The sequence below is a fragment of the Stenotrophomonas sp. C3(2023) genome (assembly GCF_032911385.1).
In the GTDB taxonomy this organism is placed as follows: Bacteria; Pseudomonadota; Gammaproteobacteria; order Xanthomonadales; family Xanthomonadaceae; genus Stenotrophomonas.
The window spans coordinates 2,063,721-2,089,579 of the sequence record NZ_JAWJLO010000001.1 but is presented as its reverse complement, the minus strand read 5'-3'; the positions used below and the strand labels follow the sequence as shown (position 1 = coordinate 2,089,579).

The window sequence follows — 25,859 nt, the reverse complement described above, 5'->3', positions numbered from 1 at the left end:
CATATCGAAGGTGTGCGGTAGGCAACGCTAGTGAGACCATTGTGAAGACACCGTAGACGCTTTTCGCCTGTCTTTGGTCCCATGCTGCCAATCGCGTCAGATGCGCTACCATCGGGGCCCCTTTTTTGGACGGTTGCCTGATGACTGCTGGCGCGATGGTGCGTGATCGGTGGGTGTGGGCCGCGGCTGCAGGCTTGTTGCTGGGTACGGCGGCAATGGAACTGGTGGTGCCGCTCGGCTATGCAACGTGGTTGACCTATTTCCTCGCGGTCGGCGTGACCCTGTTCCAGCGCAGTACGCGTGTGCCGGTCGTGGTTGCACTGCTGGCCTGCGTGCTGCTGGCGATCGGTTACAACGTCGCGCCGGCCAGCAGCAACTCGGCGTTCTCGTATGTCAACCGCACCATCGGTGGCGTCGCTTTCCTCATGATCGCGCTGATCGTCACCCGGGCGATCCAGGCGCGGCGCCAGGCGTTGCGCGCGCTGTGGCTGCAGGAGGCCGAGAACGCGGTGGCGATGAGCCTGCGCGGCGACCTCGGTCCGGAGCAGATTGCCGAAGCGGCGATGCAGGCGCTGGCCACCCAGACCCAGGCCCAGGTGGGTGTGTTGTACCGGCTTGAGGGCGGGCGGCTGCTGCTGACCGGCGGCGTTGCCGTACCGGCGGGACAGCCGACTGCGGTCGGCCTGCACGAAGGCCAGCTCGGCCAGGCGATGCGGGACGGCGCGGCGCGTGTGCTGCGTGGCGATGCGGCGGCCAGCCTGCAGGTGCAGTCCAGCCTGGGCCAGATCGCGGTGCGCGAGCGCTTCGTCGCGCCGGTCAGCAGCGATGGGGTTGCGGTGGGTGTGCTGGAACTGGGCCGTGATCAGACCAGCCTCGATGCTTCGCTGCTGCGCGAACTGCTTGAGCGCTGCAGCGATTCCATCGGCATGGCATTGCGCGCCTCGTTGCTGCGCGCGCAGCTGGTGACCCTGCTGGAAGAATCGCAGCGTCAGGGCGAGGAGCTGCAGGCCCAGCAGGAAGAGCTGCGCGTGGCCAACGAAGAGCTGGAAGAGCAGAGCCGCAGCCTGCAGCAGTCGCAGGTCAGCCTGGAGCAGCAGCAGGCAGAGCTTGAACAGACCAACGTCCAGCTGGAAGAGCGTACTCACGAGCTGGAATCGCAGAAGCAGGCCCTGCTGGTGGCGCAGGCGCAGCTGGTGCGCAACAGCAACGAGCTGGCCGAGACCTCGCGCTACAAGTCCGAGTTCCTGGCCAACATGTCCCATGAGCTGCGCACACCGCTGAACAGCTCGCTGATCCTGGCCAAGCTGCTGGCGGACAACAAGGACGGCAGTCTTTCCGCCGAACAGGTCAAGTATGCCCAGGCCATCCTGTCGTCCAACAACGACCTGCTGGCGCTGATCAACGACATCCTCGATCTTTCGCGGATCGAGGCCGGCCATGTCGAGCTGAGCGATGAAGTGGTGGCGGTGGACAGCATCATCACCCGCATGCGTGACACCTTCGAACCGATGGCGCGGCAGAAGGGTCTGGCGTTGAACATCGAGCTTGCCTCGGATGCCCCCCGCCAGCTGGTGGTGGACAACCAGCGCCTGCAGCAGATACTGAAGAACCTGCTGGCCAACGCGGTCAAGTTCACCGAGCAGGGCAGCGTCAGTCTGCAGGTGCGTCCGGGCGCGGCCGGCTTCCTCCGCTTCGCCGTGTGCGATACCGGTATCGGTATCGCGCAGGAGCAGCTGCCGGTGATCTTCGAAGCGTTCCGCCAGGCCGATGGCAGCACGCGTCGGCGCTACGGCGGTACCGGGCTGGGTCTGTCGATCTCGCGTGACCTGGCCGCCCGCATGGGCGGGCAGATACTGGTGGACAGCGAGCCCGGGCGCGGCAGCTGCTTTACCGTGGAAGTGCCGCTGGAAGGTGCGCCGGCCGACGTCGAGGCGACGGCCGCGGCACGCCCGGCCGCTGCGCCGGCCAGTGCACCCGCGGCACGTCCGGCCGCAGCACCTGCCGCACGCGCGCAGACTGCGCCGCTCGCCGCGCCGACAGTGGCCACCTACAGTGCGAGCCGGAACGCGGGCAGTGGTCGGGCCGAGGCGCTGGCGGGCAGCGGGCACAACCGTCTGATTCTGGCGGTCGAGGATGACCCGGCATTTGCCGAAGCGCTTGTCGGCCTGGCCGCCGAACTGCAGTTCGGCTGTGTGGTGGCTACCACGGCCGAGGAAGCCTTGCAGCTGGCTAGCGATCTGCAGCCGGACGGTATCCTGCTCGACATCGGGTTGCCGGATGTCTCGGGGCTGAGCGTGCTCGAGCGCCTCAAGCGCAACCCCGACACCCGCCATATTCCGGTACACATGGTCTCGGGCATGGAGCGCAGCCAGGTGGCGATGGAGCTCGGCGCGATCGGCTATGTGATCAAGCCGGCCAGCCGCGAGCGCCTGGCCATGGCGATCCGTCAGCTGGAAGAAACCAGCCGCCGCGACATGCGTCGCCTGCTCATCGTCGAGGACGACAGTGACCTGCGCGCGAACCTGGAGCTGCTGCTGGGCCGCGACCAGCTGCAGATCACCGCCGTGGGCACCGTGGCCGATGCGATGGCGCAGCTGGCCTCGTCGACGTTCGACTGCATGGTCATGGATCTTTCCCTGCCTGACGGCACCGGTTACGAACTGCTGGAGAAAATGGCCGGCAATGATGAGGTGGGCTTCCCGCCGGTCATCGTCTACACCGGGCGCGCACTCAACCGCGAGGAAGAACAGCAGCTGCGCCGTTATTCCAAGAGCATCATCATCAAGGGCGCGCGCTCTCCCGAGCGTCTGCTCGACGAGGTGACCCTGTTCCTGCACAGCGTTGAAGCCAACCTGCCCACCGACCAGCAGCGCCTGCTGCGCGAGGCCCGTCGACGTGACAGCGTGCTCGATGGCCGCACCGTGCTGCTGGCCGAGGACGATGTGCGCAATATCTTCGCCCTGTCCAGCGTGCTCGAACCACTGGGGGTGAACCTGCAGATTGCCCGCAACGGCCAAGAGGCCGTGGACAAGCTTGCCGAGCTCGAGGTCGACCTGGTGCTGATGGACATCATGATGCCGGAGAAGGACGGGCTCACCGCGATGCGCGAGATCCGTTCCAAGCCAAGCCTGCAGGAACTGCCGATCATCGCGCTGACCGCCAAGGCGATGCCCGATGACCGCGAGCGCTGCCTGCAGGCCGGCGCCAATGACTACATCGCCAAGCCCATCGACGTGGACAAGCTGGTCTCGCTGTGCCGGGTCTGGTGCTCGCGTCAATGAACGAGCAGGCGCTGTTTGACCTGGAGTTGAAGGTGCTGCTGGAAGCGATCTACCAGCGCTACCACTATGACTTCCGTGACTACGCGGTTTCTTCGCTGCGCCGGCGCATGCGCCAGGCCATGCAGCGTTATGAGTGCGAGCGCCTGAGCGACCTGCAGCATCGGCTGCTGCACGAGCCGGAACTGTTCACCCAGGCCATGCAGTTCTTCACCGTGCAGGTCTCGGAGATGTTCCGTGACCCGGCCTACTTCCGCGCGCTGCGTGAGCAGGCCATTCCGGTGCTGCGCACCTATCCGTCGGTAAAGCTGTGGGTAGCCGGCTGCAGCACCGGTGAAGAGGTCTGGTCGCTGGCGATCCTGCTGCAGGAAGAAGGCCTTCTGGAGCGCTCGATCATCTACGCCACCGACATCAACCCGGCCGCGTTGGCGGCGGCCGAGGCCGGCGCGTTCGGGATCGACCGCATCGCCCAGTTCAGCCGCAACTATCTGGCCGCGGGTGGCACCGCTTCGCTTTCGGACTACTACACCAGCGCCTACGACGGTGCGGTGTTCAATCGCCGCCTGCGCCGCAACGTGGTCTTTGCCGATCATAGTCTGGCCACCGACCAGGTGTTCTCCGAGGTGCACCTGGTGTCCTGCCGCAACGTGCTGATCTACTTCAACCGCGAACTACAGGACCGTGCCGTGGGCCTGTTCCGCGAGGCACTGGTGCACCGTGGTTTTCTGGGGCTGGGCAGCAAGGAGTCGCTGCAGTTCGGGCGGCACCATGATGCCTTCGAGGCGTGCTCGCGCGAGCAGCGCCTGTACCGGAAAGCCGTCTGATGTCGACCTGGCAACCGGCGCTGGTCGTCGTCGGGGCTTCGGCGGGCGGCGTGGCCGCGCTGCGCCCGCTGCTGGCCGCACTACCGGCCACGCTTCCGGTGCCGGTGCTGGTGGTCATCCATCTTCCGCGCGATCGGCGCAGTCGCATCGCCGAGGTACTGGCCGGCGACTGTCTGCTGCCGGTCCGTGAGGCCTGCGACAAGCAACCGCTGGAGCCCGGTACGGTGACCTTTGCGCCGCCTGATTATCACCTGCTGGTCGAAGACGAACAGGCCGTCGCGCTTTCGGTGGATGCGCCGGTGGTGTTCTCGCGGCCGGCCATCGATCCCTTGTTTGAATCTGCTTCGGCGGTGTTTGGCAGCCGTGTGCTGGCCATTCTGTTGACCGGCGCGAGCCACGACGGCAGCGATGGCATTGCCTGCGTGCGCGCTGCCGGTGGCCAGGCCTGGCTGCAATGCCCTGAGGAGGCCGTTGCACCCACCATGCCGGCCGCAGCCCTGCAGCACGCCGGCGCCGATGCCGTGCTGCCCCTTGAACAGCTTTGTCGGCGCCTGAAGGACGTATTTTCATGAACCTGCTGCCCACCGCTCCCGTCGCCCGCGTTGCGCCGGTCAATCTGCTGATCGTCGATGACGTGCCGCAGAACCTGGTGGCGATGGAGGCGCTGTTGCGCCGCGACGGGGTCAACCTGCTGCTGGCGCAGTCCGGGGCCCAGGCATTGGAACTGCTGTTGGAGCACGAGGTCGCGCTGGCGCTGCTTGACGTGCACATGCCGGAAATCGACGGTTTCTCGCTGGCCGAGCTGATGCGCGGCTCACAGCGCAGCCGCGACGTGCCGATCATCTTCCTGACCGCCTCGCCCAACGATCCGGTACGCGCGTTCAAGGGCTATGAGAGCGGGGCGGTGGACTTCCTGCACAAGCCGGTTGAGCCGCAGGTGATCCTGAGCAAGGTCAATGTGTTCATCGAGCTCTACCAGCAGAAGCAGCTGCTCAAGGCACGCAATGAAGAGCTCGAGCGCGCCATCAAGCTCAACGAGACGATGACCGCCGTACTCACCCACGACCTGCGCACGCCGCTGTCGGCCATCCTGTTGTGCACCGACAAGCTCAGCTTCGACCTGCCTGAAGACAGTGGCGCCCAGCAGACCCTGGTACACCTTGAAACCAGCACCCTGCGCATGGCGCGCATGGTGGAACAGCTGCTGGATTTCTCACGCATCCGCACCGGCGGGCTGCGCCTGCAGCTGGAGCGCTGCGATGCGGGCAAGGTGGTGGCGTCGGTGGTGGAAGAGGCCGGTCGGGCCAATCCTGATGCCAACATCCACTACGAGCAGTACGGTGACGTGCGTCTGCACGGTGATGCCGATCGGCTTGGCCAGATTGTTTCCAACCTGGTGGGCAATGCGGTTGTCCATGGGGGCAAGCAGGGGGTACAGGTACAGCTCGATGGCACCACGGCCGAGCGCGTGGTGCTGCAGGTGCGCAACGCCGGGCAGATCGACCCGGCGCTGATGCCGCGGTTGTTCGAACCCTTCAAGGCCAGCTTCCACGCCAGCAAGGGGCTTGGACTGGGCCTGTATATCGCCGACCAGTTCGTGGCCGCGCACGGCGGCACGCTGCAGGCGCGCAATGAAGACGATGGGGTGGTGTTCGAGGCGTGCCTGCCGCGCCGCGTCGCCTGAGGCAGCAACGCGCCTGCGCCACACACCTGAGCGCTGACGGCCTACACTGCGCACCTGTCCGATTCTCCGCGAGACCCATGCGTAACCCATCCATGGCCATCGGCATCGGCAACGGTGTGGCCGCTGGCGCCCTCTGGGGACTGGTGTTCCTCGCCCCGGCCGTGCTGCACGCCTTCAGTGCGGTGCAGCTTTCGGCTGCGCGCTACCTCGTTTACGGGATGGTCGCGCTCGTGCTGCTGCTGCCCCGCTGGAAGCGGCTGGCGCCGCGCCTTGGTCGAGCCGAATGGCGTGCGCTGATCTGGTTGAGCCTGGCCGGCAACCTGGTCTACTTCGTGTTGTTGGCCACTGCCGTGCAATGGGCTGGCGGTGCGGCCGCGGCACTGATCGTCGGACTGATCCCGGTGGTGGTCACCCTGGTGGGGGCGCGCGAGGAGGGTGCGGTGCCGCTCAGGCGGCTGCTGCCGGCGCTGCTGCTGTGCGTGCTCGGGGTGCTCCTGGTCGGCTATGAGGCGGTGATGTCCGAGCATCTGGAAACGCCGTGGGGACGGCGTCTGCTGGGGCTGGTCTGCGCGTTCGGCGCGCTGTTCTCATGGGCGCTGTACTCAGTAGGCAACAGCCGCTGGCTGGCGCGGCGGCCTGACCTGTCCGGGCACGACTGGTCGCTGCTCACCGGTGTCGCCACCGGGGCGCTGGCGCTGCTTCTGGTGCCATTGGCCTTCGCCGGCCGGCAGCAGGCCCATGCTCCGGGAGAATGGGCCACGTTCTGGGCCGTGGCCGCAGCAGTGGCCGTGTTCGCCTCGGTCATCGGCAATGCCTGCTGGAACCGTGCCAGCCGGGAACTGCCGCTGACGATGTCCGGCCAGATGATCGTATTCGAGACGTTGTTCGCGCTGGCCTACGGTTTTGCGTGGCAGCAACGCTGGCCCACGGCGCTGGAAATGGTGGCGGTAGGCTGCCTGGTGGGCGGGGTGCTGCTCTGCGCACATGCGCACCGCGCGCCTGCGGCCATTGCCGAACACGCCGGCTGAGCAGCGAAAGCGGACCGGGGTAACATTCGGCGCATCGTGCGCACGGCGGGCGTGGCGCCTTGCCACGCAACGATGGTAACCAGTGCAACAGATGCCCGAGCGCAGGCCGACCTCGCTTGCCGGCTTTTTTTGCGGCGCAGCACTTGACAGCCCCACGCCGCGCATAGTTTTCTTGACCCATGGACCTGCACGCCTCCATCAACCCGAGCGCCTTCGTCGCCCTTGCGACGGGCGTGGGTGTGCAGGTGTCCAGCGGTTCGATCAGCACCGCCATTACCACCACCATTACCACCGGTACCACCACCGGGGTGCGGTCCGTCGTCTTCGCGTAACACACGAAAACCACGGCCCCGCACCGGAACAGGTGGCGGGGATACCCTTCCACCGGCGTGATGCGGGGCCTCCCAACGAGGTCACCATGTCTTCTCCTGCTGCCGCTTTCCCCTTGTCCCAGGCCGCTCCCGTTGCCACCGCAGATGCGGTTCCGCGCACGGTGGTGCACAAGTTCGGCGGCACCTCCGTGGCCGATGCCGAGCGTTACCGCCATGTGGCACAGCTGCTGCTCCAGCGCCGGGAAGCCGAGCAGGTCAGCGTGGTATCGGCGATGAAAGGGGTCACCGACAGCCTGATTGATCTGGCACGGCTGGCGGCTGAAGGCGCCAGCCATTGGCGCGATGCCTGGCATGCACTTCGCGCGCGCCATCGTGGCGCTGCCGTGGCCCTGCTGGCAGAAGACGCAGGGGAAGGGGTGGAGTGGTTGGACGCGCAGTTCGATGAACTGCTGCTGGTGCTGGAGGCATTGGCCGTCATCGGTGGTCTGCCACGCGAGGTGCTGGACCGCGTGCAGGGCCTGGGTGAGGTCTGCTCGGCCTTCCTGCTTGGCCAGCATCTGCTGGCATTGGGTGAGGCGTGTGCGGTGCTTGACGCGCGTGAGGTGCTGGTCGTGGATCACGGCGAACTGGGCGTCACCGTGGACTGGGCACTCAGCGCACAGCGGCTGCAGCAGTGGCGGCGCAACAACCCGCAGCCGCGCGTGGTGGTGACCGGCTTCATCGCCCGTGACCGCCAGGGCCGCATCACCACGCTGGGGCGCAACGGCAGTGACTATTCCGGTGCGATCTTCGCCGCGTTGTTCAACGCTGAAGAACTGCAGATATGGACCGATGTGGACGGGGTGCTCTCGGCCGACCCGCGGCTGGTGCCTGAAGCGGTCCAGCTGGAGGCGCTGAGCTACGACGAAGCATGCGAGCTGGCGTACTTCGGCGCCAAGGTCGTGCACCCGCAGACCATGTCGCCGGCGATCGAACGCGGCCTGCCTATTTTGATCCGCAACACCTTCCAACCTGCGCATCCAGGCACGCGGATCACCGCGCAGCGCTCGATCCGCGGACCGATCAAAGGGCTGACCCTCAGCCCGGAGCTGGCCGTGGTGAACCTGGAGGGCACCGGGCTGATCGGCGTGCCCGGCACGGCCGAGCGCGTGTTCTCGGCGCTGCGTCAGGCACACGTGTCGGTAGTGATGATCTCGCAGGGATCCTCCGAACATTCGATCTGCTGTGTGGTGCGCGGCAACGACGCAGCGCAGGCCCGCGATGCGCTGCTGCGTGCCTTCGCCGGCGAACTGGCCGCCGGCCAGGTGCAGCGCGTGCACGTGACCGACAACGTCAGCGTGCTGGCGGCCGTGGGTGATGGCATGGCCGGGCAGCCGGGCGTGGCCGCGCGGTTGTTCGAGGCGTTGGGCAGGGCGCGGGTCAACATCCTGGCAATCGCGCAGGGGTCTTCGGAGCGCAACATCTCGGTGGCCATCCGGAGCGAGGACGCAACGCGCGCGCTGCGCGCGGCGCATGCGGGCTTCTGGTTGTCACCGCAGACGTTCGCGGTGGGGGTGATCGGTCCGGGCAATGTGGGCGCGGCGCTGCTGGATCAGTTGCAGGCCGCGCAGCCGGCACTGCTGGCCAGGGCCAATATCGATCTGCGGTTGCGCGCGGTGGCCTCCCGCGGGGGCATGCATCTGGCTCCGCGCGCGGTGCAGGGGGACTGGCGTTCGGCGCTGGCTGCGCAGCATGAGACCAGCGACCTGGACCGTTTTACCGCCCACCTGCAGGCCGCGCATCTGCCGCACGCGGTGGTGATCGACTGCAGCGGCAGCGCCGAGGTCGCCGAGCGCTACGCCGGGTGGCTTGCCGCCGGCATCCATGTGGTCACGCCCAACAAACAGGCCGGCTCCGGGCCGTGGGAGCGCTACCAGCAGATCCGCAGCGCGGCGTTGGCCAGTGGTGCGCGCTTCCGTTACGAGGCCACGGTGGGAGCGGGGTTGCCGGTGATCACCACGTTGCGCGATCTTGTCGATACCGGCGACGAGGTGCTGGCCATCGAAGGCATTTTCTCCGGCACGCTGGCCTGGCTGTTCAACCGCTTCGATGGCAGCCAGCCATTTTCCGCGCTGGTCGCCCAGGCCCGGGCCCTGGGTTACACCGAGCCGGACCCGCGCGACGATCTTTCCGGGGTGGATGTGGCACGCAAGCTGGTGATCCTGGCGCGTGAAGCCGGGCGCGCGCTCAGTCTGCCGGAGGTCCAGGTGGAAAGTCTGGTGCCCGAAGCACTGCGCGATGGCGATGTGGAGACCTTCATGGGAGCGCTTGAGCAGGGTGATGCAGCACTGCTTCAGCGCCTGCAGCGGGCCCGGGAGCGGGGCGCGGTCCTGCGCTATGTTGCCGCGCTGACCGCCGATGGCGCGTCGGTTGGGCTGGCGGAAGTGCCGGCAACCCACGCCTTCGCCAACCTGCAGCTCACCGACAACGTGGTCCAGTTCCGCACCCGCCGCTACTGCGACAACCCGCTGGTGGTACAGGGGCCTGGCGCTGGACCGGAGGTGACCGCTGCCGGCGTGTTCGCCGACCTGCTTCGGGTGGCAGCGGGCGAGGGGGCACGGCTGTGATCGCGCGCGCCTTCTCACCGGCTTCGGTCGGCAACGTCGCGGTGGGCTTTGACATTCTCGGGCACGCCATCGAAGGCGCAGGCGATACCGTAACGGTGGAACGCATCGCCGCGCCCGAGGTGCGCATCGCCGCGATCCGGGGGACCACGGTGCAGCTGCCGTTGGAGCCAGAGCACAACACGGCCGGCGCGGCGTTGATTGCGTTGCGCCAGGCGCTGGCGCTGCCATTCGGGTTTTCGGTGAGCATCGACAAGGGCATTGCGCTGGGCTCGGGCATGGGCGGATCGGCAGCATCGTGTGTCGCCGCGCTGGTGGCAGCCAATGCATTGCTCGACACGCCGCTTGACCGGCGCGCGTTGTATCCGTTCGCGTTGGATGGCGAGCAGGTGGCCAGCGGCGGGCGGCACGGCGACAACCTGGGCCCGATGCTGCTCGGTGGCCTGGTGCTCAGTACCGCCGACCGGCTGGTGCCCATTCCCGTGCCGGCGCAGTGGCACAGCCTGTTGGTGCATCCGGACGCGGTGCTCGAAACCCGTCGTGCGCGGGAAGTGCTGCAGGGCAGCTACGCATTGGGCGAATTCGTTGCCCAGAGCAGTCAGCTGGCGCTGGTACTGGCCGGCTGTCACCAAGCAGATGCCGCGCTGGTCCGGGCGGGATTGCGTGACGTGCTGGTCGAGCCACGGCGTGCGCCGCTGATCACCGGATTCGGGCCTGCGCGCGATGCGGCGCTACAGGCCGGCGCGATGGGGGCGAGCATCTCCGGTGCGGGCCCGAGCGTTTTTGCATGGTTTGAACACCGTGCCCAAGCGGAGGCGGCGGCGGCGCCGGTGCAGGCTGCTTTTGCCGCCCACGGGCTCTCCAGCCAGGCGTGGGTTTCCAGCCTGGCCTCACCGGCAGCCGTGCTGCTGTGACCTTGCTCTTTCGACAGGATGATGTGATGCGCTTTGTGTCCACCCGCGGCGTCAGTGCGCCCGTATCCCTCAGTGCGGCCATTGCCGCCGGTCTGGCGCCGGATGGCGGCCTGTATGTGCCAGAGATGCTGCCAGCCGCGCGGCGCTGGCGCGTGGGCAGCTGCCTGGCCGACACGGCCGCGCAGGTGCTTGCCCCGTTTTTTGCCGATGACGTGCTGGCCGCGGAGCTGCCGGCAATCTGCGCCGAGGCGTTCGACTTCCCGGTACCGTTGCGGCCGTTCGGCGCCGATGGAGACTATCTGCTGGAACTGTTCCATGGACCCACGGCGGCGTTCAAGGACATCGGTGCGCGCTTCCTTGCCGCGACCCTGTCACGCCTGCGCCGCGCTGAGAACCGGCCGCTGACCATCGTGGTGGCCACCTCGGGCGACACCGGCGCGGCGGTGGCGGCAGCCTTCCACCGGCAGCCGGGGCTGCAGGTGGTGGTCCTGTACCCCGATGGCCGCGTCTCGCCCCGGCAGGCCCATCAACTGGGCTGCTTCGGCGACAACGTGCAGGCGCTGCGTGTGGCCGGTTCATTCGACGACTGCCAGGCGATGGTCAAGCAGGCGCTCTCCGATGCCGACCTGCAGGCACAGCGGCCGCTGAGTTCGGCCAACAGCATCAGCCTGGGGCGCCTGCTGCCGCAGATGAGCTACTACGCCCATGCAGCACTGCAGCACCAGGCGGCAGGGCGGTCCGCCCTCAACCTGGTCATTCCGACCGGCAACCTGGGCAATGCGATGGCGGCGATCCTGGCGCGGCACGTCGGGCTGCCGATCGGTCGCATCGCGCTGGCCACCAACGCCAATGACGTGCTGCCGCGGTTCTTTGATGGCCAGCCGTACCAGCCCTGCAGCAGTGTCGCTACGGTGGCCAACGCGATGGATGTCGGTGCACCAAGCAACGTTGAACGGCTGCGCTGGCTCTACGCAGACGACGATGAAAAGCTGCGCGCGGCGTTCACGTGTCACGCGGTGGACGACGCAATGATCCGCGCAACCATTGCCAGCGTACATGCACGCACCGGCGAGGCGATCTGCCCGCATACCGCGACCGCCGCCAAGGTGTTGCAGGATCTGCGCGTCCAGGGGGCAGGCGGTGACTGGGCGGTGGTGGCCACCGCGCACCCGGCCAAGTTCGAGGCCGTGGTCGAGCCGTTGGTCGGCCACGCGGTCGCCGTGCCGGCACCGTTGGCGGCGCTGCTGCAGCGCCCGGCACAGGCTGAACCTCTGGCGGCTGATTACGCGGCGCTGCGCGCGTATCTGCTGCGGTGAGCAGGTCGCAACGCCGCCGGCCAGCGCCCGGCAGCAGGGTTACGTTTCGTCGCCGGCGAGCTGGCGCAGCGCCGATTCGTCCAGGATCTCGACAATGTTCAGGTGGGGCAGGGCGATCAGGCCCTGCTGGCGCAGCCGGGTGAAGGTGCGGCTCACCGTTTCCATGGTCAGGCCGAGATGGTCGGCGATGTCGCCGCGCCCCATCGGCAGTGTCACCCGAAGTGCACTGCCGCCCAGACGCACTTCGCGGGCGGCAAGTCGCAGCAGGAAGTCGGCGACCTTCTCCGGCGGCTGCAGCCGTGCCAACGCCATCGCCGCGTCCTGCGCGTCGTCCAACGCCTGGCAGGCCCGTTGCAGCAGCTTGCGTTCCAGGTGCGGGAAGCGACTGCGCAGCTCGCGCATGTGCGCAACGGAGACGCGGCAGGCGCGGCTGTCGGCGATGGCTTCGACATCGTACCGGTGCACATCGCTGCCACTGAGGCCCAGATAGTCGCCCGGCAGCACGAAGCCGCTGATCTGGCGGCGGCCATCGGCCAGGGTCCGCACCAGACGCAGCGCACCCTGGGTCAATGTATAGACATGAAGGCGCGGTTCACCGGCGCGCGCCAGCGTTGCGCCCATCGCCACCTGCTGCGATAGCGTGACCGCTTCGAGTGCCTGCACTTCGTCAGGCGCAAGGGCCGAGCACACGGCCAGGTGCCGCACGCTGCACTGCATGCATTCCTGCGCGGTGCAGGCGGCAGCGCTGGCCGATTCGCTGTGGGGATGCTGCCGGGACATGGGGGCGGGGCGTCGTCGGGCGTCAGTAATAAACACTGCAATGATACGCCATGCAGCCGCTTGGTCCGGCAGGGCGCGCGCCGGGGGGCGCTGGCGCTAGAATATCGCCCCTGTCCTTCCCCCGTTTTCCGCAGGAGTCCTTTCGTGATCAAGCCCCGTACCCCGCCCGGCATCATGGAGTTGCTGCCGCGCGAGCAGATCGCGTTCCAGCGCATGCTGGACGTCATCCGCCGCAACTACGAGCGGTTCGGGTTCCTGCCAGTGGAAACGCCGGTGTTCGAGCTGTCCGACGTGCTGCTGACCAAGTCCGGTGGGGAAACCGAGCGCCAGGTCTACTTCGTGCAGTCCACCGGGGCGCTGGCCAATGCGGCTGAAGCGGGCGACCGCTCGCTGCCGGAGATGGCGCTGCGCTTTGATCTCACCGTGCCACTGGCGCGCTACGTCGCCGAGCACGAGCATGAGCTGACCTTCCCGTTCCGTCGTTACCAGATGCAGCGGGTGTACCGTGGCGAGCGCGCCCAGCGGGGCCGCTTCCGCGAGTTCTACCAGTGCGATATCGATGTGATCGGCAAGGACAGCCTGAGCGTGCGCTACGACGCTGAGGTGCTGGCGGTGATCCACGCGGTGTTCTCCGAACTGCGCATTGGTCACTTCAGCATCCAGCTGAACAACCGCAAGCTGATGCGCGGGTTCTTCGAAACCCTGGGCGTGGCCGAAGGTGAGCGCCAGCTGGCGGTGCTGCGCGAGGTCGACAAGCTGGACAAGCGCGGGCCCGATTACGTGCGCGAGACGCTGGTGGGCGAAGGGTTTGGCATCGCGGCCGAGCAGGTCGAGCGCATCCTGGCCTTCGTGGCCGTGCGCTCGCAGGGCCATGACGATGCGCTGGCGCAACTGGCAGCGCTGGAGGTTGACGTGGCAGCCACCGACACATTGCGGGCGGGCGTGTCCGAGCTGCGCGAAGTACTGGCGCTGGTAAAGGCGCTGGGCGTACCGGAACAGGCGTACTGCCTGAACTTCTCCATCGCGCGCGGCCTGGACTACTACACCGGCACCGTCTATGAGACCACCTTGACCGACCACCCGCAGATCGGCTCGATCTGCTCGGGTGGCCGCTACGAGGATCTGGCCAGCCACTACAGCAGGAGTCGCCTGCCGGGCGTGGGCATTTCCATTGGACTGACGCGCCTGTTCTGGCAGCTGCGCGAAGCCGGCCTGATCGATGGCATTGAGGGCAGCAGCGTGCAGGCGCTGGTGGCCCTGATGGACGAGCAGGGCATGGTGCAGTCGCTGGACATCGCCCGGCGTCTGCGTGCCGGTGGCATCAACGCCGAAGTGCAGATGGAGCCGAAGAAGATCGGCAAGCAGTTCCAGTACGCGGCCAAGGCGGGTATCCGTTTCGTGGTGCTGGCCGGCGAGGACGAGCTGGCCCGCGGCGTGGTTGCGGTGAAGGATCTGCTGCGCGAGCAGCAGTTCGAGGTGGCACGCGATGAGCTGGCCAGCACGCTGCAGGTCGAACTGGAGCAGACCCGCGCGATGGCGTGAGGCGGCCGCGGCGGCGCCCGGCAGGTGTGACAGAAACAGCGCAGGGCGTAAGCCCTGCGCTGTTTTGCGTTGTGGCAGCCGGCTGCGGTAGGTGACGACCGTTGGTCGTCACGCCTTGGCTCTGATTCCGGCTCTCCGTCAAGGCTGTCCGGGCCCTGCAAGCTGAACCGACCTCGGCTGCCTCTCCCCTGCGACTTGACCCGGCGCAGGCGAATGCATTAATGTACTAGCACGCTATTACATTGATTCAACGGACCGGTTTTCGTGAAAGCACGCCCCAACCCTGTGGTGAAAGACGTCCAGGCCGACCTTGCCGCCCTGGCCACGGCGTTTGCCGGCCTGACCGACGCACAGCAGATGACCGACTTCCTGCGCGATCTGTGCACGCCAGCGGAGCTGGAGGCCATGGCCGACCGCTGGAAGGTGGTGCCGTTGCTGTTGCAGGGCGTGCCCTACCGGGAGATCCATGAGCGCACCGGCGTCAGCGTGACCACCACCGGACGGGTGGCGCGCACGCTTGAGCATGGCCATCGTGGCTACGCCGCTGCCCTTGCCCGGCTGGATGCCGACACCGCGGACTGATCCGCTGCCCCCTGATTTCCAAGAGATATTTCCATGAGTGCATCGAAGGCAGCGCCGGTCCGTGACCGGCTGCGTATTGCCATCCAGAAAAATGGGCGGCTGGCCGAACCCGCACGCAATCTGCTGGCGGCGTGCGGTCTGAGCTGGCGCGAAAGCCGTGACAAGCTGTTCTGTTACGGCGAGTCGTTGCCGGTGGACCTGCTGCTGGTACGCGACGACGATATTCCGGGCCTGATCGCCGATGGCGTGTGTGACCTCGGTATCGTCGGCCGCAACGAGCTGGACGAGCAGGATGCGGCCCGTCGCCAGCGTGGTCTGCCATCGGCATTCCAGCCACTGCGCGCACTGGGCTTTGGCCAGTGCAGCCTGATGCTGGCGGTGCCGGAAGAATGGGAGTGGCAGGGTCCGGCACAGGCCGAAGGGACGCGTATCGCCACCAGCTACCCGGCACTGCTCACGCAATGGCTGCAGCAGCAGGGCGTGCAGGCCGAGGTGGTCGAACTGTCCGGGTCGGTGGAGATCGCGCCGCGTCTTGGCACGGCCGAGCTGATCTGCGATCTGGTGTCCAGCGGCGCCACGCTGCGGGCCAACCAGCTCAAGCCGGTGCAGACCGTGCTCGACAGCGAGGCCGTGCTGGCCGGGGCGGTGCTGGCGCCGGACGATGCGCGTGCCGGTCTGCTGAGCATGCTGCTGCGCCGCCTTGATGGCGTGGTGCAGCAACAGGACCGCAAGCTTCTGATGTTCCGTGCCGAGGAGAACCGGGTAGCCGCGCTGGCGCAGCTGCTGGCCGACGCCGAACCGCTGGTGCGGCTGCCAGGCGAGGGCGACGTGCTGCAGCTGCAGACCATGTGTCCGGGGCCGCTGTCGTGGCAGCGCATGGAAGAACTGGAGCGCGCAGGTGCGCAGGGGTTGATGGTCCTGAGCGTGGAGCGGTCGCTGGCATGAACCGTCTGCACTGGTCCCAACTGGATGAACCCGCCCGCCGTCAGGCCCTGACCCGCCCGGTGCAGGCCGTGGCGGTGCAGACGCGGCAGGCGGTGGCCGCGCTTGTGAACGAAGTGCGTGAGCAGGGCGACGACGCGCTGCGTGCGATCACCGAACGGTTTGATCGCGTGCAGCTGCAGGACATCGAAGTCACGCCGGAAGAGTTTGCCGCCGCAGAAGCCGCCGTTGCCACGCCGTTGCGCGCGGCGATGGAAGAGGCTGCGGATCGTATCCGGGCATTCCACGCCGCGGGCATGAGCCAGGGCTACACGGTGGAAACCGCGCCGGGGGTGAGCTGCGAGCGGGTTGTCCGGCCGATCGGGCGCGTCGGTCTGTACGTGCCGGCCGGTAGTGCGCCGTTGCCGTCCACGGCATTGATGCTGGGTGTGCCGGCACAGCTGGCCGGTTGCCCGCAGGTGGTGATGTGTACACCACCGCGCGCCGATGGCACGGCTGATCCTGCTGTGCTGGTTGCTGCCCGTCTTACCGGTGTGCAGCGGGTGTTCAAGCTGGGCGGGGCACAGGCGATAGCCGCCATGGCCTATGGCACGGCGAGCGTGCCGGCCTGCGACAAACTGTTCGGGCCGGGCAACAGCTTCGTCACCGAAGCCAAGCAGCAGGTCGCGCAGGACGGGGCTGCCGCCATCGACATGCCGGCGGGGCCCTCTGAAGTGCTGGTCATCGCCGACGCCGGTGCGCCCCCGGCCTTCGTCGCCGCCGATCTGCTCTCCCAGGCCGAGCATGGCCCTGACTCGCAGGTGCTGCTGCTGACCGACGATGCCGCGATGCTGGCTGCGGTGGAGGCCGAGGTAGAACGCCAGGTGGCCCTGCTGCCGCGTGAGCAGATCGCGCGCCAGGCGCTGGCCGCCTCGCAGTTGATCCTGGTCGAGCGCCTGCAGGACGCGTTCGAGATCAGCAACCGCTACGCACCAGAGCACCTGATTCTGGCGTTGCGCGACCCGCGCGCCTGGCTCGGACAGGTCCAGGCTGCCGGCTCGGTGTTCATGGGCGACTACACGCCCGAGGCGCTGGGCGACTACTGCAGCGGCACCAACCACGTGCTGCCGACCGCCGGTGCGGCCCGCGCCTACAGCGGGGTGAGCGTGGCCAGCTTCCAGAACTTCATCAGCGTGCAGAGTGCGAGCGCGCAGGGCATCGCCGCCATCGGTGGATGCGCGCGGGTGCTGGCCAGCGCCGAGGGGCTGGACGCCCACGAGCGTGCGGTGGCCGTGCGCATGGGGGTGCTGGCATGAGCGCTGCGCTTCCCCGGCCTGCCATCGACGCTGTTCTGGCGTTGCTGCGCCCCGACCTGCAGGCCTTCGCTGGCTACAGTTCAGCACGCAGCGCTGCCTTGAATGGCGAGGTCTGGCTCAATGCGAACGAGCTGGCTTGGGCCAACCCGGCTGATGCAGCCGGCACCAGCCGGCGCTATCCCGAGCCGCAGCCCTCCGGGTTGCGCGCTGCATTGGCCGACCTGTACGAGGTAGCTCCCGAGCAGGTGCTGGTGGGGCGGGGCAGTGACGAGGCGATCGACCTGCTGGTGCGTGCGTTCTGCCGTCCCGGCATCGACGCGGTGTTGGCCACCCCACCGGTGTTCGGCATGTACGCGGTGTCCGCCCGGCTGCAGGGCGCGCCGCTGCTGGAAGTGCCGCTGATTGAAACCGAGGCGGGGCTGATGGTCGACATCGACGCGGTGATCCGCTCCGCGCGCGACAATGCGGCGCGTCTGGTGTTCCTGTGTTCACCGTCCAACCCGGCCGGCAGCGAGATCGCGCTGGCCGATGTGGTGCGCACCGCGCAGGCGTTGCAGGGGCAGGCCGTGGTGGTGGTGGACGAGGCTTACATCGAGTTCAGCAGCCAGGCCTCGGCTGCCACCCTGCTGACCGGGCATGACAATGTCGCGGTGCTGCGCACGCTGTCCAAGGCGCACGCCTTGGCCGCCGCACGCGTGGGCACGCTGCTGGCCGCCGCCCCGCTCATTGCGGCACTGCGTCGCTGCCAGGCGCCTTACCCGGTCCCGACGCCGTGCGCGGAGCTGGCGCTGGCTGCGTTGCAGCCGGCTGCACTGGCACAGACGCGCGCGCGGGTGGCCGAGGTCTGCCAGCAGCGCTCCGCGCTTGCGCAGTCCCTGGCTGCGCTGCCCGGCGTACGCCGCGTCTACCCGTCGGCCGGCAATTACCTGCTGGTGCGGTTCGATGACGCCCAGGCCGCATTCGAGGCCCTGCTGGCCGCCGGTGTCGTGGTGCGCGATCAGCGTGCTGCGCCGCAGCTTTACGATGCGCTTCGCATCAGCATCGGCAGCGCCGACGACAACCAACGCGTGCTTGCCGCACTTTCGGCCCGGAGTGCCGCCGCATGACCCCGATCCTGTTCATTGACCGAGACGGCACCCTGATCGAGGAGCCCGCCGACCACCAGATCGACGCTTACGGGAAGCTGCGCTTTGTGCGCGATGTGATCCCGGCGCTGCTGAAACTGCGCGATGCCGGCTGGCAGTTCGTCATCGTTTCCAACCAGGATGGTCTGGGTACCGAGGGCTATCCGCAGGCCAGTTTCGATGGGCCGCACGCGCTGATGATGCACGTCTTCGAAAGCCAGGGCATCGTCTTCCGTGACGTGCTCATCGACCGCAGCTGGCCGCACGAGAACCTGCCTACGCGCAAGCCGGGCATCGGTCTGATGACCGGCTATCTGCAGGATCGCAGCATCGACTGGGCGCGCTCGGCGATGGTGGGCGACCGCCCTACCGATATCACCTTTGCCGACAACCTCAACATCCGTGGCTTCCAGCTGCGTACCGACGAGTTCGGCGGTCAGTGGGACTGGCCGGGCATCGCGCACGCGCTGGCCGATGCGCCACGCACGGCGGTCGTGCAGCGTGATACCCGGGAAACCCGCATCCGGGTCGAGATTGATCTGGACGCGGCCGCCGAGCCGCAGATCGCTACCGGTCTGCCGTTCTTCGATCACATGCTGGAGCAGATCGGCAAGCACGGCGGCTTCAGCCTGCGCATCCAGGCTGAGGGCGATCTGCATATCGATGAACATCACACCATCGAAGACACCGGGCTGGCGCTTGGTCAGGCGCTCCGACAGGCGCTGGGCGACAAGCGCGGCATCGGCCGTTACGGCTTCACCCTGCCCATGGACGAAGCACTGGCCACGGCGGCGCTCGACTTCAGCGGGCGTCCCTGGTTGGTGTTCGATGGTGAGTTCCGGCGCGAACGGGTCGGCGACCTGCCCACCGAGATGGTGCCTCACTTCTTCCGCTCGCTCTGCGATGCGGCTGGGCTGAATCTCAACCTGCAGGTGCGGGGTGATAACGATCATCACAAGGTTGAAGCCTGTTTCAAGGCGCTGGCGCGCGCGCTGCGCACGGCGGTAGCCCGCAGCGGCACCAGCCTTCCCAGCACCAAGGGGGCGTTGTGACCGAGGTCGCGCTGATCGATGCCGGTGGCGCCAACTTCGGTTCGGTGCGCTTTGCGCTGGAGCGGCTTGGCGTTGACGTCCGCCTGGTGCGCGACGAGGCTGGCCTGGCAGGTGCGGGCCGGGTGATCCTGCCCGGCGTGGGCGCCGCCGGACCGGCAATGCAGCGCCTGCACGCGCAGGGGCTGTACACGCCGCTGCGGCAGCTGCAGGTGCCCCTGCTGGGTATCTGCCTGGGCATGCAGCTGCTGTTCGAGCGCTCGGAAGAAGCGGATGTGCAGACGCTGGGGCTGATTCCCGGCATCGTTCGCAAGCTGGTGCCCGCTACCGGCATCCGCGTGCCACACATGGGCTGGAACCGGCTGTTGCCCCTGCGTGCCTCGCCGTTGCTGGACGGGATTGCCGAACGGTCCAGCGCGTATTTCGTGCACAGCTACGCGGCGCCGATCAACCAGCACACGGTGGCTGCCTGTGACCATGGCGGGCTGTTCAGTGCGGTGGTCGAGCACGGTCGTTACTTCGGCGCGCAGTATCACCCGGAACGTTCCGGCGACACCGGCGCGCTGCTGCTGCACAACTTTCTCAAGAGCACCTCGGCATGAGCTTCACCGTCTATCCCGCTTTGGACATCCGCCAGGGGCGTGTGGTGCGCCTGCGCCAGGGCGACTACGCGCAGGAAACGCATTACGGTGACGACCCGTTGCCGCGTGCACGGGCCTTCGCCGCGCAGGGCGCGCGCTGGATGCACCTGGTCGACCTCGATGCCGCCCGTGCAGGCGGCTACACGCTGGCCCCGCTGTTGGAGCAGATCAGCGCGCAGACCGGTCTGCAGGTGCAGACCGGCGGCGGCGTACGCAGCCGTGACGACGTGGCGCGCATTCTCGATGCCGGCGCCAGCCGTGTGGTCATCGGCTCGCTGGCGGTGCGCGAGCCGGAGAAGGTGCTGCAGTGGCTGCTGGCCTTCGGCCCGCAGCGGCTGACCATCGCGCTGGACGCACGCCAGGACGCGCAGGGTCTGTGGCAGCTGCCCATCCACGGCTGGACCGAGAATGCCGGTGTCACGCTGGACACTCTGGCCCGGCGCTACGCCGATGCCGGCATGACCGAGCTGCTGTGCACCGATATCGCCCGTGATGGCATGCTGGCCGGACCGAACCTGGCACTGTATCGGCACCTGGCGGCCCTGTTGCCCGGGGTGGCGGTGCAGGCGTCGGGCGGTGTGCGCGATGTGGCCGACGTGGCCGCTGCGCGCGCCGCAGGCTGCGGCGGTGTGGTACTGGGCAAGGCGTTGCTGGAGCAGCGCATGGACCTGGGCGAGGCACTGGCATGCTGAGTCGTCGCATCATTCCGTGCCTGGACGTTCGCGATGGTCGCGTGGTCAAGGGCGTTCGTTTCCGTGACCATGTCGACATGGGCGACATCGCCGAGCTGGCGCTGCGTTACCGCGAGCAGGGGGCCGACGAGCTGGTGTTCTATGACATCGGTGCAAGCCCTGACGGGCGCAGTGTTGATGTCGGCTGGATCGAGCGCATTGCCCGCCTGATCGATATTCCGTTCTGCGTGGCCGGTGGTATCGGTGACGTGGAGACCGCGCGGCGGGTGCTGCATGCCGGTGCGGACAAGATATCGATCAATTCGCCGGCGCTGGGTCGTCCGGAACTGATCACCGAGCTGGCCGAGGCCTTCGGCGTCCAATGCGTGGTGGTGGGCATCGACTCGGTGCGCGAGCCTGATGGCCAATGGCGGGTGCGCCGCTTCAGCGGCGATCCGCACAAGACCCAGGCCGTGGCGCTGCGCACGCTGGATTGGCTGGTGGAGGCGCAGCGGCGTGGCGCCGGCGAGATCGTGCTCAACTGCATGGACAGTGACGGCGTGCGTCGTGGTTATGACGTCGCGCAGCTGCAGCAGGCCCGGCAGCTGTGCCATGTTCCGCTGATCGCGTCGGGTGGTGCCGGGGCGCCAGAGCATTTCGCCGAGGTCTTCACCCACGCCGACGTGGACGGTGCATTGGCTGCGAGCGTCTTCCACCGCGGTGCCATCGTCATTCCCGAATTGAAGCATTACCTGCGCCAGCAGCAGATCGAGGTCCGTGATGTCTATTGATGTGTTCCCTTCGACCGAGGCGCTGGTCGCACTGGACTGGAGCAAGGGCGATGGTCTGCTGCCGGCCGTCATCCAGCACGCCGATACGCTGCAGGTGTTGATGCTGGGCTATGTGTCGGCCGAGTCGCTGCAGGTCACCCTTGCCACTGGTCGGATGACCTTCTTCAGTCGCAGCAGGCAGCGGCTGTGGACCAAGGGCGAGCAGTCGGGCAACGTGTTGGCGGTGCGGTCGATCTGTGTCGATTGTGATGCCGATACCGTGCTGGTGGTGGCGCGTCCGGCGGGGCCGACGTGCCACACGGGCACGGAGAGCTGCTTTGGTCCGGCGCCGCAGGATTTTCTCGGTGGGCTGGATCGGCTGGTGGCGGTGCGCGAGCAGCAGCGTCCGCAGGGCAGTTACACCACGTCGTTGTTCGAGGGCGGGGTGCGGCGCATCGCGCAGAAGGTCGGTGAGGAAGGGGTGGAAACGGCGTTGGCTGCGGTGGCGCAGGATGATGCGGCGCTGTTGGGGGAGGCGGCGGATCTGCTGTTCCATCTGCTGGTGGTGCTGCGTGCGCGGGGGTTGTCGTTGGATGATGCGCGGGCGGTGCTGGAGCAGCGTCACAGGGGGTGAGGTGTTGCGGGGGCTTGGCCCCCGCGCCCCCTTGAGGCTTACGGCAAGTGCAAGTGCAAGTGCAACGGCAGTAGCTGGGTGTTGCTGATGGTTGGGCGGGCCGGTGTGGGTCTGCGGGGGACGGCAAGAACTGCGTCCGTGCGTGCCTTGTTTCGCGCCGTCCCTGGCGCTCGACACCCCCGCCGACCCACCCCGTCCCGCCTCTGACAGATTGCTGAGGCCGGGGCGCACGGCAAGTGCAAGTGCAAGTGCAACGGCGACGGCAAGTGCAACGGCGTTGGCGGGGTGTTGCTGATGGTCTGGCGGGCCGGTGTGGGTCTGCGGGGGACGGCAAAAGCTGCATCCGTGCGTGCCTTGTTTCGCGCCGTCCCTGGCGCTCGACACCCCCGCAGCCCGACACCGGTCCGCCTCTGACAGTCCGCTGCTACCGGCGGGTAGAGCAACTGCAAGTGCGAGTGGCAAGTGCAACTGCAACGGCAATGGCAACGGCAACGGCAACGGCAACGGCAACGGCTGGGTGTTGCTGATGGTTGGGCGGGCCGGTGGGGGTCTGCGGGGGACGGCAAAAACTGCATCCGTGCGTGCCTTGTTTCGCGCCGTCCCTGGCGCTCGACACCCCCGCAGACCCACACCGTCCCGCCTCTGACAGTCTGCTGCTACCGGTGGGTAGAGCAACTGCTAGTGCGAGTGGCAAGTGCAACGGCAATGGCAATGGCAACGGCGCTGGATACGTGCCGCTGATGGTCTGGCGGGCCGGTGTGGGTCTGCGGGGGACGGCTGTCACCTTCGGCCTTTAGAATAGGCGGGTCTTTTTGAGGGGTGTGCCGTCGTGATCAAGTTGCCTGCCGTGTTCTGCCTGGGGCTGTTGCTGGCTGTGCCGGGTCTGTCGCTGGCGGCCGATGCGGTGGTCAGCGGCAAGGTCTATCAGGAGCGTGATGGCAAGCCGGGGCGGGGGGCGACTGATCCGGGCCTGGCGGGTGTGCGGGTGTCCAATGGTCGCGATATCGTGCGCACCGCGGGTGATGGCAGCTACCGGCTGCCGGTGCGATCGGGGGATACGGTGTTTGTGATCAAGCCCGAGGACTATCGTTTCGTCAAAGCTGCCGGTGGGCTGCCGGGCTTCTGGCGTCACTACCATCCCGAAGGATCGCCGCCCCTGAAGTACAAGGGCATCGCGGCCACCCATACGCCCTTGAACAGCTACGACTTTGCGCTGCAGCCGGATCGGCGCGCCAGCGGCGATGGGTTCCAGATGCTGGTGTTCACCGATCCGCAGACTGCCAGCGCGCGCGATGTGGGGTATTACGAGCAGTCCATCGTCCGGCCGCTGCGTGGTACCAGGGCGCGCCTGGGTACCACGCTGGGCGACATCACCAACGACGATCTGTCGCTGTATCCGCTGCTGAACCGGGTAACCACGCAGTTGGGTGTGCCGTGGTTCCATGTGCCGGGCAACCATGATCTGGACTTCGATGCGCCCGATGACGCGCGCTCGCTCGACAGCTGGCGGGCAATCTACGGGCCCGACACCTACGCGGTGGAGGAGGGCGGAGCCAGCTTCGTGTTCCTTGATGACGTGGTTTACGACCCTGCGGGAACGCCGAAGTACGTCGGTGGTCTGCGCGCGGATCAGTTTGCGTTCCTGGAGGGCTACCTCAAGGGCCTGCGCCGTGATCGGCTGCTGGTGCTGGGCATGCACATCCCGCTGTTCGATGCCGCGCCAGGACGGGAAACCTTCCGTCACGCCGACCGCCAGCGCCTGTTCGCGCTGCTCCGGCCCTTCAGCAATGTGCTGGTGCTCAGCGGTCACAGCCATACCCAGCAGCACTATTACCATGGCGCCGCCGAGGGGTGGCACGGCGACAAGCCGCTGCACGAGTACAACGTCGGCGCCAACTGCGGCGCGTTCTGGTCGGGGGTCAAGGACGCCGATGGTGTGCCCGACAGTCGCATGAGCGATGGCACGCCGAAGGGGTATGCGCTGCTGGACGTGGCCGGCAACGGCAGTTACCGCCTGCAGTACCGGGTCGCCGGCGCACCGGCCAGTGAACAGATCGGCCTGCATGCCCCGAAGGTGCTGCGTCAGGGCGCGTACCCGGCGTGGGGCGTCTACGCGAACGTCTACATGGGCGAGGACCGCAGTGTGGTCGAGTACCGCGTCGATGGCGGCCCGTGGCAGCCGATGAAGCAGGTCCGTCAGCCTGATCCGCAGCTGCTGCTTGAGAATGTGGCCGATGATCTGGCCGACACGCTGCGTGGCTATGACCGCTCGCCCGAGGCGACGGCATCGCCGCATCTGTGGCGCGGTGCGTTGCCGACCTCGCTGGAGGTGGGCGAGCACAAGGTGGACGTGCGCGCGACCCAGCCTGATGGCGCCGTCTTCACGGCGAGCACCCGCTATCGGCTGGAGGTGGGCGAGCCCTGAGCCGGTGAGGTGGCGAGGCCCGGTGTCGCCGCCGCCACCGCACTCGGGCGTGGTCGGCGCAGGCTGTCGCGACGGCGCCGCTGTCTGACGGCACGCGGCGGCGTTTGGCGCCGCACGCGCTGCGCCGCCTGCGTGCGGCGGTCAGGATGTGCGTAACGGTGCAACCTGTGAGGTCCGGCCGCCATGAATGCTCGCCCGCTGTCCCGCGTAACGCAGACGATGGGCCGGAAGGGCGCGCTGGCCTGCGTTCTGCCGCTGTTTTTCATCTGGGGCTTTCTGACCAGCCTCAACGACGTGCTGGTGCCGCACCTGAAGGCGGTATTCGCGCTGGACTATGCGCGCGCGATGCTGGTCAAAACCGCCTTCTTTGCCGCCTACGTCGTGCTGCCCGTGCTCGCTGCACGGTGGGTGGCGCACCATCGGCCCAACATCGGCATGGGTACTGGTCTGGCGGTGGCTGCGCTGGGCGCGCTGTGCTTCGTGCCCGCAGCAGGCATGCACCGTTTCCCGCTGTTCCTGGCGTCGCTGTTCGTGCTTGCCAGCGGCGTCATCGTGCTGCAGGTCACGGCCACCTCCTACACCACACAGCTCGGTGCCAGCCGCACCAGCGCTGCCCGGCTGACCCTGGCCCAGGGCCTGTATTCGCTGGGTACCGTACTGGCGCCGTTGGCCGGTGGATGGTTGCTGCTGGGCGCGTCGCGACAAACGGACGCAGGCCATGCGGGCCCGGCAGGTCTGGTGCAGGTCGCGTATGCGGTGATGGCGCTGGTGCTGGTGCTGACGGCTATTGTTGTCCTGCGCCTGCCCTTGCCGGCGACGAAGGTGTCGCCGGCCCCGGCAGCGGCCCCGGTGCGCAAGCTCCTGCACCACCGGCCGTTGCGCGGCGCGTGGCTGGCGTTGTTCTGCTTTGTCGGCGCCGAAATCGCCTTGGGCAGCCTGCTGATCCTGTACGCGGCGCTGCCGCAGGTCGCTGCCATGGACATGAGGCAGGCAGCGCCGCTGGTCTCGCTGTACTGGAGTGGCACCATGCTGGGACGCTTCGCCGGCGCCGCCCTCATGCTCAAGCTGCCGGCTCATCGTCTGCGTTTCTGGGCTGCCGCAATCAACATGGCCCTGCTGACGGTGGTGATCGGCGCCACCGGCGCGCTGCCGCTTTATTGTCTGGTGGTGGCGGGTCTGTTCAACTCGATCATTTTTCCCAGCCTCTTCGCTCAAGGCATTGCAGGCCTTGGGTCGCAGGCCACGGCCGGTTCCGGCCTGCTGCTCATTGCGGTGGCGGGTGGGGCGGTGGTTCCCATGCTGCAGGGGCTGCTGGCCGACCAGGCAGGGTTGCAGGTCAGCTTCATCGTGCCATTGTGCTGCTATGTGGCGGTGATGGTGTTTGGCGCACCGGTGCGTAATGACTGTAATGGAGAGCACTGACTC

General features: G+C 67.6%; 22 protein-coding genes. 21 read left to right on the top strand and 1 reads right to left on the bottom strand.

The window, feature by feature from the left end:
• Positions 1-140: 140 nt before the first annotated feature.
• The 9 genes from RZA67_RS09180 to thrC all read left to right on the top strand — a co-directional run bounded on the left by RZA67_RS09180 (position 141) and on the right by thrC (position 11,979).
• The gene (locus RZA67_RS09180) at positions 141-3,281 is read left to right on the top strand and encodes a response regulator (protein WP_317212440.1); all 3,141 of its coding nucleotides are present in this window, start codon (positions 141-143) and stop codon (positions 3,279-3,281) included.
• On the top strand, positions 3,278-4,102 hold the full coding sequence (locus RZA67_RS09175; RefSeq protein ID WP_317212439.1) for a CheR family methyltransferase: 825 nt from the start codon (positions 3,278-3,280) through the stop codon (positions 4,100-4,102). Before RZA67_RS09180 ends, RZA67_RS09175 begins: the two co-directional genes overlap by 4 nt.
• Positions 4,102-4,674 (top strand): chemotaxis protein CheB, encoded by a 573-nt coding sequence (locus tag RZA67_RS09170; protein WP_317212438.1) that lies wholly within the window; start codon positions 4,102-4,104, stop codon positions 4,672-4,674. The genes RZA67_RS09175 and RZA67_RS09170 overlap by 1 nt, the downstream gene beginning before the upstream one ends.
• The gene (locus tag RZA67_RS09165) at positions 4,671-5,786 is read left to right on the top strand and encodes a hybrid sensor histidine kinase/response regulator (protein WP_317212436.1); all 1,116 of its coding nucleotides are present in this window, start codon (positions 4,671-4,673) and stop codon (positions 5,784-5,786) included. Before RZA67_RS09170 ends, RZA67_RS09165 begins: the two co-directional genes overlap by 4 nt.
• Positions 5,787-5,863: 77 nt before the next feature.
• Positions 5,864-6,814: a DMT family transporter gene (locus RZA67_RS09160; RefSeq protein ID WP_317212434.1), complete on the top strand. Its 951-nt coding sequence runs from the start codon at positions 5,864-5,866 to the stop codon at positions 6,812-6,814.
• A 179-nt stretch (positions 6,815-6,993) separates the two neighbouring features.
• Positions 6,994-7,146: a hypothetical protein gene (locus RZA67_RS09155; RefSeq protein ID WP_317212433.1), complete on the top strand. Its 153-nt coding sequence runs from the start codon at positions 6,994-6,996 to the stop codon at positions 7,144-7,146.
• 86 nt (positions 7,147-7,232) lie between these two features.
• A complete protein-coding gene (gene thrA / locus RZA67_RS09150; RefSeq protein WP_317212432.1) occupies positions 7,233-9,752 on the top strand; it encodes a bifunctional aspartate kinase/homoserine dehydrogenase I in 2,520 nt (839 codons plus the stop codon).
• Positions 9,749-10,663, top strand: coding sequence for a homoserine kinase (locus tag RZA67_RS09145; RefSeq protein ID WP_317212431.1), 915 nt, complete (start codon positions 9,749-9,751; stop codon positions 10,661-10,663). Before thrA ends, RZA67_RS09145 begins: the two co-directional genes overlap by 4 nt.
• 26 nt (positions 10,664-10,689) lie before the next feature.
• On the top strand, positions 10,690-11,979 hold the full coding sequence (gene thrC / locus RZA67_RS09140) for a threonine synthase (protein WP_317212430.1): 1,290 nt from the start codon (positions 10,690-10,692) through the stop codon (positions 11,977-11,979).
• 39 nt (positions 11,980-12,018) lie between these two features.
• Here thrC and RZA67_RS09135 read toward each other — a convergent pair whose 3' ends face one another.
• Positions 12,019-12,696, bottom strand: a complete 678-nt coding sequence (locus RZA67_RS09135; protein WP_317213972.1) for a helix-turn-helix domain-containing protein — start codon at positions 12,694-12,696, stop codon at positions 12,019-12,021.
• A 207-nt stretch (positions 12,697-12,903) separates the two neighbouring features.
• Between RZA67_RS09135 and hisS the strand changes: the two genes are divergently transcribed.
• The 12 genes from hisS (at position 12,904) to RZA67_RS09075 (ending at position 25,856) form a co-directional block, all read left to right on the top strand.
• Positions 12,904-14,301 (top strand): histidine--tRNA ligase, encoded by a 1,398-nt coding sequence (gene hisS, locus RZA67_RS09130; protein WP_317212429.1) that lies wholly within the window; start codon positions 12,904-12,906, stop codon positions 14,299-14,301.
• 264 nt (positions 14,302-14,565) lie between these two features.
• Positions 14,566-14,883 (top strand): YerC/YecD family TrpR-related protein, encoded by a 318-nt coding sequence (locus tag RZA67_RS09125; RefSeq protein ID WP_317212428.1) that lies wholly within the window; start codon positions 14,566-14,568, stop codon positions 14,881-14,883.
• A gap of 33 nt (positions 14,884-14,916) precedes the next feature.
• Entirely contained in the window at positions 14,917-15,828 is a 912-nt protein-coding gene (gene hisG / locus RZA67_RS09120; protein WP_317212427.1) for an ATP phosphoribosyltransferase, read from the top strand.
• On the top strand, positions 15,825-17,120 hold the full coding sequence (gene hisD / locus RZA67_RS09115) for a histidinol dehydrogenase (RefSeq protein ID WP_317212426.1): 1,296 nt from the start codon (positions 15,825-15,827) through the stop codon (positions 17,118-17,120). The genes hisG and hisD overlap by 4 nt, the downstream gene beginning before the upstream one ends.
• Complete coding sequence (gene hisC / locus RZA67_RS09110) at positions 17,117-18,226, top strand: histidinol-phosphate transaminase (RefSeq protein WP_317212425.1); 1,110 nt, start codon at positions 17,117-17,119, stop codon at positions 18,224-18,226. Before hisD ends, hisC begins: the two co-directional genes overlap by 4 nt.
• The gene (hisB, locus tag RZA67_RS09105) at positions 18,223-19,296 is read left to right on the top strand and encodes a bifunctional histidinol-phosphatase/imidazoleglycerol-phosphate dehydratase HisB (protein ID WP_317212424.1); all 1,074 of its coding nucleotides are present in this window, start codon (positions 18,223-18,225) and stop codon (positions 19,294-19,296) included. Before hisC ends, hisB begins: the two co-directional genes overlap by 4 nt.
• Positions 19,293-19,895, top strand: a complete 603-nt coding sequence (hisH, locus tag RZA67_RS09100; protein WP_317212423.1) for an imidazole glycerol phosphate synthase subunit HisH — start codon at positions 19,293-19,295, stop codon at positions 19,893-19,895. The genes hisB and hisH overlap by 4 nt, the downstream gene beginning before the upstream one ends.
• A complete protein-coding gene (gene hisA, locus RZA67_RS09095; RefSeq protein WP_317212422.1) occupies positions 19,892-20,626 on the top strand; it encodes a 1-(5-phosphoribosyl)-5-[(5-phosphoribosylamino)methylideneamino]imidazole-4-carboxamide isomerase in 735 nt (244 codons plus the stop codon). The genes hisH and hisA overlap by 4 nt, the downstream gene beginning before the upstream one ends.
• On the top strand, positions 20,620-21,396 hold the full coding sequence (gene hisF, locus RZA67_RS09090; protein ID WP_317212421.1) for an imidazole glycerol phosphate synthase subunit HisF: 777 nt from the start codon (positions 20,620-20,622) through the stop codon (positions 21,394-21,396). Before hisA ends, hisF begins: the two co-directional genes overlap by 7 nt.
• Positions 21,386-22,009 carry a bifunctional phosphoribosyl-AMP cyclohydrolase/phosphoribosyl-ATP diphosphatase HisIE gene (hisIE, locus tag RZA67_RS09085; protein WP_317212420.1) on the top strand — a complete coding sequence of 208 codons (624 nt, stop codon included), beginning with the start codon at positions 21,386-21,388 and terminating at the stop codon, positions 22,007-22,009. Before hisF ends, hisIE begins: the two co-directional genes overlap by 11 nt.
• A gap of 832 nt (positions 22,010-22,841) precedes the next feature.
• Positions 22,842-24,434: a calcineurin-like phosphoesterase family protein gene (locus RZA67_RS09080; protein ID WP_317213970.1), complete on the top strand. Its 1,593-nt coding sequence runs from the start codon at positions 22,842-22,844 to the stop codon at positions 24,432-24,434.
• A 183-nt stretch (positions 24,435-24,617) separates the two neighbouring features.
• Positions 24,618-25,856, top strand: coding sequence for an MFS transporter (locus RZA67_RS09075; RefSeq protein WP_317212419.1), 1,239 nt, complete (start codon positions 24,618-24,620; stop codon positions 25,854-25,856).
• Positions 25,857-25,859: the final 3 nt, after the last annotated feature.

Bases quoted from the DNA above. Each gene is read 5' to 3' on its own strand.
- RZA67_RS09180 (WP_317212440.1), top strand. From the start codon at position 141: ATGACTGCTGGCGCGATGGTGCGTGATCGGTGGGTGTGGGCCGCGGCT.
- RZA67_RS09175 (WP_317212439.1), top strand. From the start codon at position 3,278: ATGAACGAGCAGGCGCTGTTTGACCTGGAGTTGAAGGTGCTGCTGGAA.
- RZA67_RS09170 (WP_317212438.1), top strand. From the start codon at position 4,102: ATGTCGACCTGGCAACCGGCGCTGGTCGTCGTCGGGGCTTCGGCGGGC.
- RZA67_RS09165 (WP_317212436.1), top strand. From the start codon at position 4,671: ATGAACCTGCTGCCCACCGCTCCCGTCGCCCGCGTTGCGCCGGTCAAT.
- RZA67_RS09160 (WP_317212434.1), top strand. From the start codon at position 5,864: ATGCGTAACCCATCCATGGCCATCGGCATCGGCAACGGTGTGGCCGCT.
- RZA67_RS09155 (WP_317212433.1), top strand. From the start codon at position 6,994: ATGGACCTGCACGCCTCCATCAACCCGAGCGCCTTCGTCGCCCTTGCG.
- thrA (WP_317212432.1), top strand. From the start codon at position 7,233: ATGTCTTCTCCTGCTGCCGCTTTCCCCTTGTCCCAGGCCGCTCCCGTT.
- thrC (WP_317212430.1), top strand. From the start codon at position 10,690: ATGCGCTTTGTGTCCACCCGCGGCGTCAGTGCGCCCGTATCCCTCAGT.
- RZA67_RS09135 (WP_317213972.1), bottom strand. From the start codon at position 12,696: ATGCAGTGCAGCGTGCGGCACCTGGCCGTGTGCTCGGCCCTTGCGCCT.
- hisG (WP_317212427.1), top strand. From the start codon at position 14,917: ATGAGTGCATCGAAGGCAGCGCCGGTCCGTGACCGGCTGCGTATTGCC.
- hisD (WP_317212426.1), top strand. From the start codon at position 15,825: ATGAACCGTCTGCACTGGTCCCAACTGGATGAACCCGCCCGCCGTCAG.
- hisC (WP_317212425.1), top strand. From the start codon at position 17,117: ATGAGCGCTGCGCTTCCCCGGCCTGCCATCGACGCTGTTCTGGCGTTG.
- hisB (WP_317212424.1), top strand. From the start codon at position 18,223: ATGACCCCGATCCTGTTCATTGACCGAGACGGCACCCTGATCGAGGAG.
- hisA (WP_317212422.1), top strand. From the start codon at position 19,892: ATGAGCTTCACCGTCTATCCCGCTTTGGACATCCGCCAGGGGCGTGTG.
- hisF (WP_317212421.1), top strand. From the start codon at position 20,620: ATGCTGAGTCGTCGCATCATTCCGTGCCTGGACGTTCGCGATGGTCGC.
- hisIE (WP_317212420.1), top strand. From the start codon at position 21,386: ATGTCTATTGATGTGTTCCCTTCGACCGAGGCGCTGGTCGCACTGGAC.
- RZA67_RS09075 (WP_317212419.1), top strand. From the start codon at position 24,618: ATGAATGCTCGCCCGCTGTCCCGCGTAACGCAGACGATGGGCCGGAAG.